Raw genomic sequence first — 15,435 nt, forward strand, 5'->3', positions numbered from 1 at the left:
ATGTCCCGTTCGATCCTGACCCCGCTGGCGCTGGCGGTGTCCACCTTGCTTGCCGGCTGCAGCCTGATGCCGGCCTACGAACGCCCGGCGGCGCCGGTGCCGGCGCAGTTCGACGGCGCCGCCGCCGACAGCGGCGCGCAGACCGTCGCCGTTCCCGTCGCCGACATCGGCTGGCGCGCGGTGTTCACCGATCCCAGGCTGCAGCAGGTGATCGAGCTGGCGCTGGACAACAACCGCGACCTGCGCGTGGCCGCGCTCAACATCGACCAGGCCTGGGCGCAGTACCGCGTGCAGCGCGCCGACCTGGCGCCGGGCGTGGACCTGGGCGGCAGCGGCAACGGCTCGCGCACGCCGGGCGACCTGTCCGGCACCGGGCAACCGCTGGTGGCGCACAGCTACAGCGCCACGCTCGGCATCAGCGCCTACGAGCTGGATCTGTTCGGCCGCGTGCGCAGCCTCAAGGAACAGGCGCTGCAGCAATTCCTGTCCACCACCGAGGCGCAGCGCAGTACCCACATCAGCCTGATCGCGCAGGTCGCCACGGCCTATCTGACCCTGGCCGCCGACCAGGATCTGCTGCGCCTGGCGCAGGACACGCTGACCAGCCAGGGCGAGAGCTACCGGCTGCAGCAACGCAGTTTCGAACTGGGCGCGGCCTCGGCGCTGACCCTGCGGCAGGCGCAGACCACGGTGGAAAGCGCGCGGGTGGACGTGGAACGCTACACCGCGCAGGTGGCGCAGGATCGCAATGCGCTGCGCCTGCTGGCGGGCACGGAAGTGCCGAGCGCGCTGCTGCCGACCGCGCTGCCGGACAGCGCCAGCGCCGACGCCAACATCCTGGCCGGCATTCCGGCGGGGCTGCCGTCGGAACTGCTGCAGCGCCGCCCTGACATCCTGCAGGCCGAGCGCACCTTGCAGGCCGCCAACGCCAACATCGGCGCGGCGCGCGCCGCGTTCTATCCGAGCATCAGCCTGACCGCCTCGGCCGGCAGCGCTAGCGCCGGCCTGTCGGGCCTGTTCAAGGGCGGCTCGGGCAGCTGGAGCTTCGCGCCCAGCATCTCGTTGCCGATCTTCGACGGTGGCCGCAACCGCGCCAATCTCGATGTCGCCAAGGTGCAGCGCGACATCGACGTGGCCTCCTACGAGAAGGCGATCCAGACCGCGTTCCGCGAGGTCTCCGACGCGCTCGCCGAGCGCAGCACGCTGGGCCGCCAGCTGCAGGCGCAACAGGCGCTGGTGGACGCGTCCGCCGACAGCTACCGGCTGTCGCAGGCGCGCTTCGAACGCGGCGTGGACAGCTACCTCGGCGCGCTGGATGCGCAGCGCACGCTGTACAGCGCCGAGCAGACCCTGATCGACACGCGGCTGTCGCGCTTCACCAACCTGGTGACCTTCTACAAGGCGCTGGGCGGCGGCTGGGTGGAGATGGCCGCGTCCACGGACGCGACGGCCTCGACGGGGCGCTAGCGGTGCCGCGCCAGGTGTCCGCGCCGGCACCGGCGCGGCGGCGTGGCGAGCGGAGCGCGACGCGCGAAAAGCACGCCGCGATCCTGGACGCGGCGCGGCGGCTGTTCTCCCGCAATGGCTTCGACCACACCAACATGGACGCCATCGCCGCCTGCGCGGACGTGTCCAAGGCCACCGTCTATGCGCATTTCGCCAGCAAGGACGCGCTGTTCCAGGCCACGGTGGACGCGATGGCGAGCGAGATGCCGGATCGCTGGGATGCGCTGCTCGCCATCGGCGGGCCGCTGCAGCTGCGGCTGACGGCGGTGGCGCAGGACCTGATGGCGATGACCGCCGCGCCGATGCTGCAGGCCATCCAGCGCATGCTCGCGCTGTCCACGCAGGTGTCACAGCAGCGTGCCGAGACGTACTGGGACCTGTGTTTCGCGCGCTACGATCGTGCCATGCAGCGGTTGCTGCGTGCCGAGATCCGACAGGGCACGCTGGCGATCGCCGACGTGGCGCAGGCGTCAGCGCAGTTCTTCGCGCTGATCGCCAGCGCGTCGGCGTTGCGCGGCTTGCTGACCGGCGAGCCGGGCGCGCCGCAGCGGCCGGGCGCACGTTGCGTGGAAAGCGCGGTGGCGTTGTTCGTGCGCGGCTACCGCGCGCAGGCGAATCCTGCGCCGGCAACGCGCCGGCGCGTCGCCGCCAGGCCCTAGGCGGGCTGTGCGGCCGCCAGCGGTCGCTGTTCGCGGATCGGCAGATTGACCAGCGCCGCTGCCACGGCCAGGGCCATGTCGGCGTACCACATCCACTGGTAGTTGCCGAAACGCTCCAGCGCCACGCCGCCGAGCCAGGCGCCGAAGAAGCCGCCGATCTGGTGCGACAGCAGGGTCAGGCCGAACAGCGTGCCCAGGTAGCGCGGCCCGAACAGTTTGCCGATCAGGCCGGCGGTCGGCGGGACCGTCGCCAGCCAGGTGAAACCGAGCGCAGCGGCGAACAGGTAGAAGGTCAGCGGCGTCGGTGGCGCGAGCAGGTACAGGGCGATCAATACCGCGCGGCTGGCGTACATCGCCAGCAGCAGCCACTTCATGCGCAGGCGTTCGCCGAGCTTGCCGGCGATCAGGCTACCGGCGACGTTGAACAGGCCGATCAGCGCGATGGCGATGGCCGACACGCTGGGCGCCAGCCCGCACAACGCGATTTCTCCAGGCAGGTGGGTCACCAGAAACGCGATGTGCACGCCGCAGGTGAAAAAGCCCAGGTGCAGGCACCAATAGCTGCGGTCGCGCAGGGCGATGCGCAACTGCGCGCGCATGCCGCCGTCCGGCGCGGCCGCGATCGCCACCTGCGCCTGGCCCTTGCGGCGCAGCGGCCAGGCCAGCGGCAGGGTCAGCAGCGACAACGCGGCCATGCCGGTCATCGCCATCGCCCAACCTGCGGCGCCGATCATCCATTGCACCAGCGGCGCGAACAGGAACTGGCCGAGCGAGCCGCCGGCGTTGATCAGCCCGGCGGCGAACGAGCGCCGTTCCGGCGCGATGCGATGCGCGGTGGCGCCGATCAGCACCGAGAAGCTGCCGGCACCGGCGCCCGCCGCGGCGAGCAGGCCCAGGCTGACGATCAGGCCCCATTCGCTCGGCAACCAGGGCGCCAGGCCCAGACCCAGCGCCAGCAGCACCCCGCCCAGCCACAGCACCGGCAGTGGGCCGCGCTGGTCGGCGATGGCGCCGAAGACAGGCTGCACCGCGCCCCACACGAACTGGCCGACCGCCAGCGCGAAGCTGATCGCGGCGATGCCGACGCCGCTGCTGCGGTGGATCGGCTCGACGAACAGGCCGGTGGTCTGGCGCGCGCCCATGGTCAGCATCAGCGTCGCCGAGGCGATGATCAGCAGGCCCCAGTGGCGGCTGGCCTGCGCGTGCGGCGCCGCGGCGCTCATGCGGCGGCGTCCTCGCGCTCGGCGCACAGCGCGCGTTCCAGCTGACGCAGCTGGCGGTGCAGGGCGTCGATGGCCGCATCGCCGGCCAGCGCGTCGATGCGCGCCTGCGCGCGTTCCCAGTGCGGCAGCGCGCGCCTGAGCAGGCGCCGGCCGGCGGCGCTGACCACCACCAGCTTCTGCCGCGCATCGTCGCCGCGGCGTTGCTCGATCCAGCCGGCCGCCTGCATCGGCTTGAGATTGCGCGACAGCGTGCTGCGGTCCATGCCCAGGCGCTCGGCCAGCGCGCCGAGCTGCTGCGCGGTGCCGGCGCGGCGCAGGATCGAATACTCGTTCAGGCTCAGCCCCACCGCGCTTAGCTCGCGGTCGTAGACCTGCGAGGTACGCCGCGCGGCGCGGCGCAGCAGGAAACAGGTGCAGCGGCAGGGGGCGGTATCGTCCATGTTTCGCAAAGTACGTGCATATGCATGCAATTGGCAAGCGCCGGGTGGATGGGGAAGGCGACATGTCGCGGCCGTCTGCGGGCGACGCGGGCGCGGCATGCCCCGGTTGGTCCACGGCATGCGAACGGATGGCGCGGCTCGCGTGCAGCTGCAGCGGCGCCACGCTCGGCCCAGGCGCAACGACGCACGCGGGCGCGCGCTCGCGGGTCGCATGCATTGCTATGCTCTGCGACGCCTTGCGCTTGCCGGAGTGCCATCCCGATGCCGAACACACGCACCGCCTCTGTGCCGATCGCCGCCGCGCGGGCGCGTGCGCTGTGGCTGGATGCGCAGCGGCTGACCACCCCGGCGCCGTTCGGCGCGGGCGCCGAGGCGGTGCGGCAGGCCACCGCGCACCTGGGCTACGTGCAGATCGACACCATCCACGTGATCGAACGCAGCCACCACCACGTGCTGTACAGCCGCATTCCCGCCTATCGCAAGCAGGATCTGGAACAGGCGCAGGCGCAGGACAAGTCGGTGTTCGAATACTGGACGCATGCGCTGGCCTATGTGCCGATCGCCGACTACCGCATGTATGTGGCGCAGATGGCCCGCTACCGTGCCCAGGCGGACGCGGCCGGCAAGATCGATCCGGCCGACTACGCCAGGTTGCTGCGGCGCATCCGCAACGACGGGCCGTTGTCGATCCGCGATATCGACGACGACGTGCTGGTCGAGAAGACCCATCCGTGGGGCAGCCGCAAGCCGTCGCGCGCGGCGTTGCGCTACGGCTTCTTCAGCGGCGACCTGGTGGTCAGCCAGCGCAGCGGCATGCTCAAGACCTACGAGCTGGCCGCGCGCCATTTCGGCTGGAGCCGGCGCCCACGGCCGGCCAGCGACGTGCAGTACGCGCGCTATCTGTTGGAGCGCGCGCTGAGTGCGCAGGGCCTGGTCGGCGTGGATTCGATCTGCTACGGCGATGCCGGCGCCAAGCCCGCGGTGCGCGCGCTGATCGCTGCGGCGGTCGCCGCCAAACGCCTGGTCCCGGTGCATCTGCAGGGCCAGGAGCAGGCCGCGCTGTGGGCTGCGCCGGCGCTGCTGGAGCATGCGCCGCCGCTGCCGGACGATTCTCTCGCGCAGCTGCTGTCGCCGTTCGATCCGTTGCTGATCCAGCGCAAGCGGCTGCAGCAGTTCTTCGGCTACGAACATCGCTTCGAGGCCTACGTGCCGGCGCCGCAGCGGGTGCTCGGCTATTTCGCGCTGCCGGTGCTGGTCGGCGACCGCATCGTCGCGGCGCTGGATCTGAAGATGGATCGCCAGGCGGGCAGGCTACTGATCCAGAAATGGACCTGGCTGGTGCCGCAGCGGCCGGCGCTGAAGGTGGCGATCGATACGGCGCTGCAGCGCTTCGAGCGGTTTCATCTGCAATAGCGCAGGCGCTGCGCGCCCTGCCGCGCACGTCGTGGTTCGTGGTGCAGATCATGGAACCGTGCATCGCGCTGGACTTGCCGCGCTTGCTGCGTGCAGCGCGCAGCGGAACACCATGCTGGCCGCCGTGCAACTGCCGGCGCACACGCGTTGCGTGCGCCGGCGAGCGGATCAGGCCTTGAAGAAGGCCAGCAGATCCTGGTTGATCTCGTCCGGGTGGGTGGTGCACATGCCGTGCGGGTAGCCCTTGTAGACCTTCAGCGTGGCGTGCTTGACCAGCTTGGCCGACAGCAGCGCCGAGTCGGCGATCGGCACGATCTGGTCGTCGTCGCCGTGCAGGATCAGCACCGGCACGTCGATCTGCTTCAGGTCCTCGGTGAAGTCGGTTTCCGAGAACGCCTTGATGCAGTCGTAGTGGGCCTTGGCGCCGCCCATCATGCCCTGCCGCCACCAGTTGTCCATGGCGCCCTGCGAGATCTTGGCGCCGTCGCGGTTGTAGCCGTAGAACGGCACCGGCACCTCCTTGTAGAACTGCGCGCGGTTGGCCGCGAGCTGGGTGCGGAAGCCGTCGAACACGTCCATCGGCAGGCCGCCCGGGTTGTTTGCGGTCTTGAGCATGATCGGCGGCACCGCGCCGATCAGCACCGCCTTGGCCACGCGGCCGGCGCCGTGCTTGGCGACATAGCGCGCCACTTCGCCGCCGCCGGTGGAATGGCCGACGTGGATCGCGTTCTTCAGGTCCAGATGCTTGGCCAGCGCGGCCACGTCGGCGGCGTAGGTGTCCATGTCGTTGCCGTTCGCGGTCTGCGTGGAACGGCCATGGCCGCGACGGTCGTGGGCGATGACGCGGTAGCCCTGGGCGACGAAGAACAGCATCTGCGCGTCCCAGTCGTCGGCGCTGAGCGGCCAGCCGTGATGGAACACGATGGGCTGGCCGGTGCCCCAGTCCTTGTAGAAGATGTCGGTTCCGTCTTGCGTGGTGATGCTGGGCATGGTGGTGTCCTGATGGGCGTGCGGGCTGGCCGCAGGCGTGGGGGAAAGGCCGGTTCGGCCCGGTGCGGCGATGCCTGCCAGGGGCAGGGCGGTCAATGCGGCGGCGCCGAGCAGCAGGCGCCGCCTGACAGGATCGGCGATGCCGGTGTGCGTCGTGTGAGCGTCCATTGCAGTTCCCGCGTCGAAAGCAGCGATGCAGATGATGCGCGGCGCCGCGTAATGCCGATTGCATAATCCTGCTGGTTTGCCGCGCCACGCCGCGAGCATGCGCGGTGGCGCCATCGCGCTTTCGTCGCCGCCAAGTCACCTCGTCACCACAGGCCGCTGCTTAGGCTGTGGGTTCCCCCCAGCCTGCGCCGCCGCATGTCCGCTGCCAGACACTGTTTCCACGATGCCATCGCCGCCTGCCGTGCGCGCGCGCCTGCGGTGCTGGCGGTGGTGATGGCCACCGAAGGCTCCACCTACGCGCATGCCGGTGCGGTGGCGCTGTTCGGCGCCGACGGCGCGCAGCAGGGCTGGCTCAGCGGCGGTTGCCTGGAGCCGGAGATCGCGCGTTGCGCGGCGGCCGCGGCAGTGGCGGGCGAACTGGCCTGGATGGATATCGACACGCGCGACGACGAGGACCTGCTGTCCGGTTCGGCGGTGGGCTGCCGTGGCCGCCTGCATCTGGCCTTGCTGCCGTTGCGCGCCTTGCCCGGGTTCGACCGCCTGGCGCAGGCGTGGCTGCAGCGGCGCGGTGCGTTGCGCCTGGCGCTGGATGCCGACGGCGGCATCGTCGCGGCGGTGGCCGGCGAAACCTTGCAGTGGCGTTTGCGGTGCCAGGCGTGGGCTGGCGCGGCGGCTTGCAGCGGCCAGGTGCAGGTGCCGCCGCCGCCGCGGGTCAGCGTGTTCGGCGCCGGCCCGGAAACCGCCGTGCTGCTGCCGCTGCTGCGGCAACTGGGCTGGATGACCACGCTGGTGGAACAGCGTCCGCGCTGGGCGGCGCAGGCGGCGCTGGCCGACCAGGCCTTGGCGTGCACGCCGACCCGTGCGCTGGACGCTTGCGTCGACAGCGACGCGGCCTTGGTGATGCACCATCATTTCGAACTGGACCGTGAGGCGTTGGCGACGCTGGCGGCGAGCGCGATCCCGTTCCTGGGGCTGCTGGGGCCGGCGCGCCGGCGCGAGGACCTGTTCCGCCTGTTGCGCCCGCAGCAGCACGCGCAACTGTTGCCGCGGCTGCATTCGCCGATCGGGCTGCGCCTCGGCGGCAGCGGCGCGGAGGCGATCGCGCTGAGCATCGCCGCGCAATTGCAAGGCATCCGCGACGTGCAGCAGGTCAGCACCATTCACGAACCGAACCGTTGCAGCGTGACCCGCTTGTACGGCGGCGATGGCGCGTCGGCCGCGCTCGTGCCGTTGCGCGCCGACAGCGGCGCGCGGGGTGCGGCGCGATGAGCGATGCGCACGCCGCGCTGATTCTCGCCGCCGGTGCCAGCCGCCGCCTCGGCCATGCCAAGCAGGCGCTGACCCGCGATGGCGAGCCCTTGCTGCGGCGCGCGGCACGGCTGGCGCTGGCCTCGTCGCCGGCCCGCTGCGTGGTGGTGCTGGGTGCGCAGGCCGAGGCGCTGCGCCAGGCGCTGGACGACCTGCCGGTGGAGATCGTGGTCAATCGCGATTGGTCGACCGGCATGGGCGGCAGCCTGGCCTGCCTGCGCGCGGCGCTGCAGGGCGATGCGTCGATCACCCACAGCCTGGTGCTTGGCTGCGATCAGCCGGCGCTGGAGGCGGCGCACTTGCAGGATCTGCTGGCTGCGTCGCGGCGCGCCACCTCCGGTTGCGCGGTCAGCGCCTACGCCGGCGTGCGCGGCATGCCGGCGGTGGTGGCGCAGGCGTGCTGGCACGCGTTGCCGTTGGGCGGCGACCAGGGCCTGCGCGGGTTGTTCGAGGCGATGGCACCGGACAGCCTCGGCTGCATCGTCGCCCCGGCGCTGGCGCTGGACCTGGACACGCCGCAGGACGTGCAGGCCGCGGTGGAACGCGGCTGGTTGGATCCGTAAGCCACAGGGCAACCCGCCTTTGTAGGAGCGGCTTCAGCCGCGACCCGTTGCCTGATACGTCATGGTTGCCTGATACGTCATGTCGCGGCTGAAGCCGCTCCTACACGGCATGGGAGGGCAATGACATAAGCGGACGTCGCGAGGCCAACCGCGCGGCGCCTCGATGGCCGCTCAGCCGATCAGCTTGTCCGGCGTGATCGGCAGTTCGCGGATGCGCTTGCCGGTGGCATGGAACACGGCGTTGGCGATCGCGGCGGGAATGCCGACCATGCCCAGTTCGCCCATGCCCTTGACCCCTAGCGGGTTGACGATCTTGTCGTCTTCCTCGACGAACATGGTCTCGATCAGGTGCACGTCGGCGTTGACCGGCACGTGGTAGTCGGCCAGCGAGGCATTGAGCATGCGCCCGTAGCGATGGTCGACCTCGGTGCCTTCGCTGAGCGCCATGCCGATGCCCATCACCACGCCGCCGATCTCCTGGCTGTGCGAGGTCAACGGATTCATGATCTTGCCGCAGGCGGTGGCCTCGATGACCCGGGTCACCTGCACCATGCCGGTGTCCGGGTCGACCTTGACCTCGATGAACTGCGCGCCGTGCGCGGCGGTGGCGTACTTCTTGCGCTCGGCCGAAGGCTTGGACTCGTGCACCACTTCCAGTTCCTGCAAACCGTGCTGGCGCATCAGCTTGGCGACCTCCAGGCCGGCCTCGGGCTTGCCGGTCGGGCGCAGCTTGCCGTCGGCCAGTTCCACCGCATCCACGTCCAGCCCGCTGAACGCGGCTTGCCCGTCCTGCCTGGCCAGTTCCAGCAGCTTGCCGCGGATCTCGCGCGCGGCGCCGTGGATCGCGCTGCCGACACTGGCGGTGGTCCACGAGCCGCCCTGCGACGGCGCCTTCGGCAGGCGCGTGTCGCCGAGTTCGAACTGCACACGCTTGGCATCCAGGCCCAGGTATTCGGCGGCGATCAGGGTCATCACCGTGTAGGTGCCGGGGCCGATGTCGGCGGTGGCGCTACCGACCTGGGCGCTGCCGTCGGCCTTCAACACCACCCGTGCCAGCGCCGGCATCTGCATCGCCGCCCAGGTGCCGGTGGCCATGCCCCAGCCGACCAGCAGGCGGCCGTCGCGCATCGAGCGCGGCTCGGGCGTGCGCTTGCTCCAACCGAAGGTCTCGGCCGCGAGCGAATAGCATTCGCGCAAGGCCTTGCTCGAGAACGGCTTGCCGCTCTCCGGGTCGGTTTCGGCGTAGTTGGCCAGGCGCAATTGCAGTGGGTCCATCTTCAGCGCATAGGCCAGTTCGTCCATCGCGCACTCGATGCCGAACATCTGGCTGATGGTGCCGGGTGCGCGCATCGCCTGCGGCGTCGGCAGGTCGGTCTCCACCACCTCGAAGCGGTCCTCCACGTTGGGGCAGGCGTACAGCGAGCGCGCGTTGCGGAAGAAGGCCTCGTTGAACGCCTCGATGCGCGAGGTGTTGAGCACGTGCCGGTAGCGGATCGCCTGCAGCTTGCCGGCGGCGTCGGCGCCCAGCCCCAGTTCCACCCGGTAGTAGGGGCGGTAGCCGTGGCCGCTGAACATCTGTCGCCGCGTGTAGACGATCTTGACCGGGCGGCCGACCGCCTTGGACACCGCGCCGAGCAAAAAGGTGTAGTAGTTCGGGCGCAGGCACGAGCCGAACGCGCCGCCGACGAACAGCGACACCACGTTGACCCGCTCGATCGGAATGCCGAAGTAGCCGGCCAGCTGTTCGCGGTCCTGGTGCACGTTCTGGCTCTTGTTGACCACGGTCAGCGTGTCGCCGATCCAGTAGCCGATGCCGCCATGCGGTTCCATCGGGTTGTGGTGCTCGATCGGCATCGTGTACGCGGCTTCCACCTTGACCTTGGCCGCGGCGAACGCGGCGGCCGGGTTGCCGCGCGGCTTCGGCGATTCCTCCGGGGTGGGATCGTGCGCCTGACCGAGCAGCGCGTCGAAATCGGTGTGCGCGGTTTCGGCGGCGTAGTCCACCTGGATCAGCCGCGACGCATGCCGCGCCTGCTCGAAGGTGCTGGCGACCACCACCGCGATCGGTTGCGCGCTGAAATGGATGCGGTCGTCGACCAGCGCGCGGAACGACAGATCTTCGCCTTTCTTCTTGACCTCGTCGGACACCGGCTTGACCGAATTCAGATGGGTCAACACCTTGATCACCCCCGGCGCGGCCTCGGCAGCACGGGTGTCGATGCGCACGATGCGGCCCTTGGCGATGGTGCTGGTGAGGATGTAGCCGTGGGTCAGGTGCGGGATCTGGAATTCCGCCGCATAGCGCGCCTTGCCGGTGACCTTGGCGTAACCGTCGACGCGGCGCATTTCCTTGCCGATGTAGTTCATTGCGGGTTCTCCGGTTCGGTGCTCACGCGGCGTCGCTGCCGCTGGCGCGGTGCAGGGCGCGGATCATCGCGTGCGTGCCCATCGGCACCTTGTAGGCGTTGTGCGCCAGCGGGCGCGCGGCGGCCATCTCCGCCTGCGCGGCGGCGGCGAAGGCGGCTTCGCCGACGCGTTGCCCGACCAGCGCGCGTTCGGCGGCGTGCGCGCGCCACGGCTTGTGCGCCACCCCGCCCATCGCGATGCGCGCCTCGCGGATGCGCCCGTCCGGCTCCAGCGCCAGCGCCGCGGCCACCGAGATCAGCGCGAACGCGTAGCTGGCGCGGTCGCGCACCTTCAGGTAGTGGCTGTGCGCGGCGAAGCGTTGCGCCGGCAGGACGATCGACTCGATCAGCTCGCCGTGCGCCAGCTGGTTGTCCAGGTCGGCGCGGGCATCGGGCAGCAGGTGGAACTCGGCGAAGGGAATCTCGCGATGCGCGCCGGTCGGCGTGCGCACCTGCACCGTCGCATCCAGCGCGGCCAACGCCACGCACATGTCCGACGGATGTACCGCCACGCAGTGTTCGCTGTGGCCGAAGATCGCGTGGGTGCGGTTGAGTCCCTCGCGCGCGCCGCAGCCGCTGCCGGGGGTGCGCTTGTTGCAGGGCAGGGCGGTGTCGTAGAAATAGCCGCAACGGGTGCGCTGCAGCAGGTTGCCGCCGTTGGTCGCCATGTTGCGCAACTGCATCGTCGCTCCGGCCAGGATCGCCTGGCTCAGCAGCGGATAGCGCTGGCGCACCAGCGGATGGTTGGCGGTGTGGGTGTTGTTGGCCAGCGCGCCCAGGCGCAGGCCACCGTCGGCGGTTTCGGTAATCTCGGCCAGGCCCTTGAGCCGGGTCAGGTCGACGATCTCGTCGGCGCCGGTCACCCCTTCCTTCATCAGGTCGAGCAGGTTGGTGCCGCCGCCGAGGAAGCGCGCGTTCGGGTTGGCGGCGACACGGCGCACCGCGTCTTCCGGCGAGCTGGCGCGCCGGTAATCAAACGGCGTCATCGGCCACCTCCTTCGCCAGCTTCAGTGCGGTCAGTTCGGACTGGTCGACGTAGCGCCAGGTCAGCGCGCGTGGCGCGCCGCCGCTGTGCACGTCCTGGATCGCGGCGACGATCTTCGGATAGGCGCCGCAGCGGCAGATATTGCCGCTCATGCGTTCGCGCACTTCGGCGTCGCTGAGCTCGGTGACTGGCTGGCTGACGTCGGCGCTGACATGGCTGGCGTCGCCGCGCTTGATCTCGTTGAGCAGCGCCACCGCTGAGCAGATCTGCCCGGGCGTGCAATAGCCGCACTGGAAACCGTCGTGCTGCACGAACGCGGCCTGCATCGGATGCAGCCGTTCGCCGTCGGCCAGGCCTTCGATGGTGGTGATCTGCGTGTCTTCGGCCTGCGCCGCCAAGGTCAGGCAGGACAGGCGCCGCTCGCCGTCGACGATCACCGTGCAGGCGCCGCATTGGCCATGGTCGCAACCCTTCTTGGTGCCGGTCAGCGCCAGGTGTTCGCGCAGTGCGTCGAGCAGCGTGGTGCGCGGGTCCAGTTGCAAGGCGTGGCGCTGGCCGTTGACCTGCAGCACCACCGGCATCGCATTCTGCGGCGCGGCCGCACTGGGGGCCGGTGTGGCGAAGGCGGCGTCGCTGAACACGATCTGCCCGCCGGCGCTGCCCAGGCCGGCGGCCGACAGCAGGGCGAGAAATTCGCGCCGCGACAGGCCGCTGATCCCGAGCCGGCGCGCCAGCGCGGCCTCGTCGTCGCTCAGCCCGGCATCGTGCGGGGGTTCGGCGGCGCCGGGCGCGGCCTGGGAAGGATGGGGATCGTGCTGCATCGGTCTCTCCTGCCTGGGGACCGCCGCATCGCTGCGCGCTGGCGCAACAACGGATGCACGGTTCGACCTGGGTAGCGGTGCCGCCATCGTGGCACCGGCGCACGGGCGCGCTGGCACGCCCAAACCCGAGCATCGCAGCGGCGTCGCGAAGAGTTTGCGAAGGGCGGGTGGTGGGGTGGTGATGCGCGGCGTAGCCGCGGGCAGTATTTTGCTTTTCTGTAGGAGCGGCTTCAGCCGCGACAGGCGTTACCGATAGATCCTGTCGCGGCTGAAGCCGCTCCTACAACGGCGGGGCGATCGCAATTTCTGCGCAGGCGCTACCAGCGGTACGCCACCGACACCTGGTATTGGCGACCGGCGATCGGGCGGCCCATGAATACGCCGCCGGTGGCCGCGCCGGGCACGCGCACGTTGCCTTCGGTCAGGCCCAGTTCGTCGGTCACGTTGCTGCCGCTGGCGGTGACCTCCCAGTGCTCGCCGGCATGCAGGCTGGCGCCGACGTCGAGCATGTCGTAGGACGGCAGGCGCTGGCTGTTGGCCAGGTCGGCGTAGCGCTCGCCGATGTAGGAGTAGGTGGCGAACACGCGCAGGTCGCCGAACGGCAGCATCCAGTAATAGCTCGGGGTCAGCCGGAACTGGCGCTTGGGTTGGCGCATCACCTGGTTGCCGGTGTACTCGCGGTAGTTGCGGTACTTGGCGTCCAGCCACACCCCGGTGCCGGCCAGTTCGAAGCCGCCGAACGGACGGATCGCGCCTTCCACTTCCAGGCCGTAGGCGCGCGAATCGCCGACCGTGGTGAAGTTGCTGCCGTCGGCCAGGAACGCCTGGAACGGCGAGTTCTTGAAGGTGTTGTAGAACGCGGTCAGGTACAGGTCGTAGGCGGCCGCGCCGGACTTCAGGCCCAGTTCGTACTGGTCGATGTCCTGCACCTTGGTCTGCCCGTCGCGCAGGTTGTCGAAGCCCGGGAACTTGACCCCGGAATTGACCCGCGCGAATAGGCTGTTGTGCTCATCGAGCTTGAAGTTCAGGCCCGCGGTCCACGACAGCGCGTTGTCGTCCTGGTCGATGCGGCGCGCGCTCGGCAGCGAGATCGAGGTGGCGTTGTCGTACAGCGTGGCCGGATCGCCGTCCAGGTCCACGGTCGCGGTGTCGTGCACGGTGCCGGTGACGCGCTGGCGCTCGTAGCGAACGCCCAGGTCCAGGCGCAGGCGTTCGTCCAGTTCCCATTCGTCGGCGACGAACACTGCAGTGTTCTCGCCGTCGTAGTGCGCGCGCAGGGCGAAGAAGGCGGTGCTGGTGAAGCCGTCGCGGGTCGGCTGGCGGCCGTCGTCCAGGCTGACGTCGATGCGCCGCGCGTGGTTCTGCGCGGTCAGTAGCATGGTGTTGCCCAAATACCAGGTGTCGTTGGAGGAATACTTGGCGTAGTAGCTGCCCACCGTGAGCGTATTGCCGGCGAACAGTTCGCGGCTCAGGCGCAGATCGTTGGTGAAGGAATTCAGGCGCTTGTCCACCGACCACCAGCCGGCTTCCAGCACTTGCTGATTGGGATCGACCGCGCCGCCGCCGTTGCTGTAGCTGGCGCTGCCGGTGCTGCCGTAGCCGGCGATGAAATCGCCCAGGCGCTGCGGCGCATCGCCGGTGAACAGCGCGTAGGTCGGCGCGGTGCCGCCCATCACGCTGAAGCGGTCGGCGAGGGTCCAGTCGCCGAGTTGCCAGTTGAGTTCGCCGCCGAACACGTCGATGTTGACCCCGCGGCCGTCGGCCAGGTCGCGCTGCACGGTCTCGCCGTTCGGGCCGACCGGCAGGCTGACGTTGCGGAAATCGTTGCTGAGCAGGGTGCCGGTCTGCGCGTTCAGGCCGGGGAAGCTGGACAGGTCGCTGCCGTTGTTGCGCGACAGCAGCGGGATCGCGGTGTAGAAGGCGTTGTTGTCGTCGGTGTGGCGCGCGTAGAAGGTCAGGTCGCCGCTGTCCCAGCGCTTGCTCAGGGTGGCGCTGAACTGGCCGCCCTTGTCGGCGGAGAACTGCGGGTCGCGCACGCCGTCGGTCTCGCGGAAGAAGCCGCCGATGCTGTAGTACCAGCCATTGCCCATCGGCCCGCTGTTGAACAGATCGATGCGGCGCAGATTGTCGCTGCCGCCGGTGAGGCGCACGCTGCCCGCCGGCTCGTCCTGGCCCTGCTTCTGGATGAAGTTGGCGGTGATGCCGGCCTGGCCGTTGGAGAAGATCGGGCTGGAGCCGCCGCGCAGCACTTCCAGGCGCTCGACGGTGTCGTCGGTACGGAACAGCGTGGAGTTTTCCAGGAACGACAGCGTCGGCGGCGGGAACAGCGGCGAGCCGTCGAGCTGGAAGGTGACGAACGGCGCATCGCCTTCCGACGGCATGCCGCGCACGAAGATATTGGCGCCGGTGCCGCCGCCGCTGGGCTCGGCCCACACGCCGGGCACGATCTTCAGCAGGTCGGCGCTGCTCTGCGGCACCGCCTGCTGGATCTGTTCGGGCGTGGCGGTGGTGATCGAGAAACTGGCGTCGCGCTTGCGCAGGCCCTTGAAGCGCGCGGTGCCGCTGACCACCACGGTATCCAGGGTGGTGGCGTCGGATTGCGCGGCGGGTGCGGCGGATTGGACGGCGTCGTCGGGGGCGGTGGCGGTCTGCGCCAACGCGGTCGGCGCGAGCAGGATGGTGGCGATGGACAGCGGCAGCAGACGGAGCGGCAGGGCGGCTTTCATGAAGAATCTCTCCTTTCTTCATCCGAAAACGATGCGCCGGTATGCATAGCGGCTTACGCGTGCAGTGCGCGTCAAAGCAGGGCCGGCCGGCACAGCGCGATGCAGGGGACAGCGCGCGGCGCTCTTTGTAACGCCGTTGCGCGGGCAGGCCGTTGTGCAGCGCGGAAGATGCGACGTTTGCGTGACCGGTTGCGCAGGCCGGTCGCCAGCGCCGCGTGCGATTCGTCG

The 15,435-nt window shown here is 70.0% G+C and carries 12 protein-coding genes; 5 read left to right on the forward strand and 7 right to left on the reverse strand.

Going from position 1 to position 15,435, the window contains the following annotated elements; all coding sequences use genetic code 11:
* Both adeC and HEP74_RS07320 read left to right on the forward strand, forming a co-directional pair.
* Complete coding sequence (gene adeC / locus HEP74_RS07315; protein WP_185815855.1) at positions 1 to 1,467, forward strand: AdeC/AdeK/OprM family multidrug efflux complex outer membrane factor; 1,467 nt, start codon at positions 1 to 3, stop codon at positions 1,465 to 1,467.
* Between the two features lie 14 nt (positions 1,468 to 1,481).
* Entirely contained in the window at positions 1,482 to 2,165 is a 684-nt protein-coding gene (locus HEP74_RS07320) for a TetR/AcrR family transcriptional regulator (RefSeq protein ID WP_185815856.1), read from the forward strand.
* Here HEP74_RS07320 and HEP74_RS07325 read toward each other — a convergent pair.
* Complete coding sequence (locus HEP74_RS07325) at positions 2,162 to 3,388, reverse strand: MFS transporter (RefSeq protein ID WP_185815857.1); 1,227 nt, start codon at positions 3,386 to 3,388, stop codon at positions 2,162 to 2,164. The two genes, HEP74_RS07320 and HEP74_RS07325, sit on opposite strands and share 4 nt — an antisense overlap.
* Positions 3,385 to 3,828 carry a MarR family winged helix-turn-helix transcriptional regulator gene (locus HEP74_RS07330; protein WP_185815858.1) on the reverse strand — a complete coding sequence of 148 codons (444 nt, stop codon included), beginning with the start codon at positions 3,826 to 3,828 and terminating at the stop codon, positions 3,385 to 3,387. The genes HEP74_RS07325 and HEP74_RS07330 overlap by 4 nt, the downstream gene beginning before the upstream one ends.
* A gap of 261 nt (positions 3,829 to 4,089) precedes the next feature.
* On the opposite strand from HEP74_RS07330, the gene HEP74_RS07335 reads away from it, so the two are divergent.
* On the forward strand, positions 4,090 to 5,241 hold the full coding sequence (locus HEP74_RS07335; RefSeq protein ID WP_185815859.1) for a winged helix-turn-helix domain-containing protein: 1,152 nt from the start codon (positions 4,090 to 4,092) through the stop codon (positions 5,239 to 5,241).
* Between the two features lie 168 nt (positions 5,242 to 5,409).
* On the opposite strand, the gene HEP74_RS07340 is transcribed toward HEP74_RS07335, so the two are convergent.
* A complete protein-coding gene (locus HEP74_RS07340; protein ID WP_185816539.1) occupies positions 5,410 to 6,231 on the reverse strand; it encodes an alpha/beta fold hydrolase in 822 nt (273 codons plus the stop codon).
* A 363-nt stretch (positions 6,232 to 6,594) separates the two neighbouring features.
* On the opposite strand from HEP74_RS07340, the gene HEP74_RS07345 reads away from it, so the two are divergent.
* Positions 6,595 to 7,668, forward strand: coding sequence for an XdhC family protein (locus tag HEP74_RS07345; protein ID WP_185815860.1), 1,074 nt, complete (start codon positions 6,595 to 6,597; stop codon positions 7,666 to 7,668).
* Positions 7,665 to 8,270, forward strand: a complete 606-nt coding sequence (locus HEP74_RS07350; protein ID WP_185815861.1) for a nucleotidyltransferase family protein — start codon at positions 7,665 to 7,667, stop codon at positions 8,268 to 8,270. Before HEP74_RS07345 ends, HEP74_RS07350 begins: the two co-directional genes overlap by 4 nt.
* 171 nt (positions 8,271 to 8,441) lie before the next feature.
* On the opposite strand, the gene HEP74_RS07355 is transcribed toward HEP74_RS07350, so the two are convergent.
* The 4 genes from HEP74_RS07355 to HEP74_RS07370 all read right to left on the reverse strand — a co-directional run bounded on the left by HEP74_RS07355 (position 8,442) and on the right by HEP74_RS07370 (position 15,207).
* On the reverse strand, positions 8,442 to 10,637 hold the full coding sequence (locus HEP74_RS07355) for a xanthine dehydrogenase family protein molybdopterin-binding subunit (protein ID WP_185815862.1): 2,196 nt from the start codon (positions 10,635 to 10,637) through the stop codon (positions 8,442 to 8,444).
* Positions 10,638 to 10,659: 22 nt separating this feature from the next.
* Positions 10,660 to 11,661: an FAD binding domain-containing protein gene (locus HEP74_RS07360; RefSeq protein ID WP_185815863.1), complete on the reverse strand. Its 1,002-nt coding sequence runs from the start codon at positions 11,659 to 11,661 to the stop codon at positions 10,660 to 10,662.
* Entirely contained in the window at positions 11,648 to 12,481 is an 834-nt protein-coding gene (locus tag HEP74_RS07365) for a 2Fe-2S iron-sulfur cluster-binding protein (RefSeq protein WP_185815864.1), read from the reverse strand. The genes HEP74_RS07360 and HEP74_RS07365 overlap by 14 nt, the downstream gene beginning before the upstream one ends.
* A gap of 317 nt (positions 12,482 to 12,798) precedes the next feature.
* Entirely contained in the window at positions 12,799 to 15,207 is a 2,409-nt protein-coding gene (locus HEP74_RS07370; RefSeq protein WP_185815865.1) for a TonB-dependent receptor, read from the reverse strand.
* Positions 15,208 to 15,435 lie beyond the last annotated feature (228 nt).

This window comes from Xanthomonas sp. SS, from assembly GCF_014236835.1.
Lineage (GTDB): Bacteria > Pseudomonadota > Gammaproteobacteria > Xanthomonadales > Xanthomonadaceae > Xanthomonas_A.

Excerpts from the sequence above, each read along its gene's own strand:
- HEP74_RS07360 (WP_185815863.1), bottom strand. The coding sequence starts at position 11,661 with ATGACGCCGTTTGATTACCGGCGCGCCAGCTCGCCGGAAGACGCGGTG.
- HEP74_RS07370 (WP_185815865.1), bottom strand. The coding sequence starts at position 15,207 with ATGAAAGCCGCCCTGCCGCTCCGTCTGCTGCCGCTGTCCATCGCCACC.
- HEP74_RS07340 (WP_185816539.1), bottom strand. The coding sequence starts at position 6,231 with ATGCCCAGCATCACCACGCAAGACGGAACCGACATCTTCTACAAGGAC.
- HEP74_RS07330 (WP_185815858.1), bottom strand. The coding sequence starts at position 3,828 with ATGGACGATACCGCCCCCTGCCGCTGCACCTGTTTCCTGCTGCGCCGC.
- HEP74_RS07365 (WP_185815864.1), bottom strand. The coding sequence starts at position 12,481 with ATGCAGCACGATCCCCATCCTTCCCAGGCCGCGCCCGGCGCCGCCGAA.
- HEP74_RS07350 (WP_185815861.1), top strand. The coding sequence starts at position 7,665 with ATGAGCGATGCGCACGCCGCGCTGATTCTCGCCGCCGGTGCCAGCCGC.
- adeC (WP_185815855.1), top strand. The coding sequence starts at position 1 with ATGTCCCGTTCGATCCTGACCCCGCTGGCGCTGGCGGTGTCCACCTTG.
- HEP74_RS07355 (WP_185815862.1), bottom strand. The coding sequence starts at position 10,637 with ATGAACTACATCGGCAAGGAAATGCGCCGCGTCGACGGTTACGCCAAG.
- HEP74_RS07335 (WP_185815859.1), top strand. The coding sequence starts at position 4,090 with ATGCCGAACACACGCACCGCCTCTGTGCCGATCGCCGCCGCGCGGGCG.
- HEP74_RS07325 (WP_185815857.1), bottom strand. The coding sequence starts at position 3,388 with ATGAGCGCCGCGGCGCCGCACGCGCAGGCCAGCCGCCACTGGGGCCTG.
- HEP74_RS07345 (WP_185815860.1), top strand. The coding sequence starts at position 6,595 with ATGTCCGCTGCCAGACACTGTTTCCACGATGCCATCGCCGCCTGCCGT.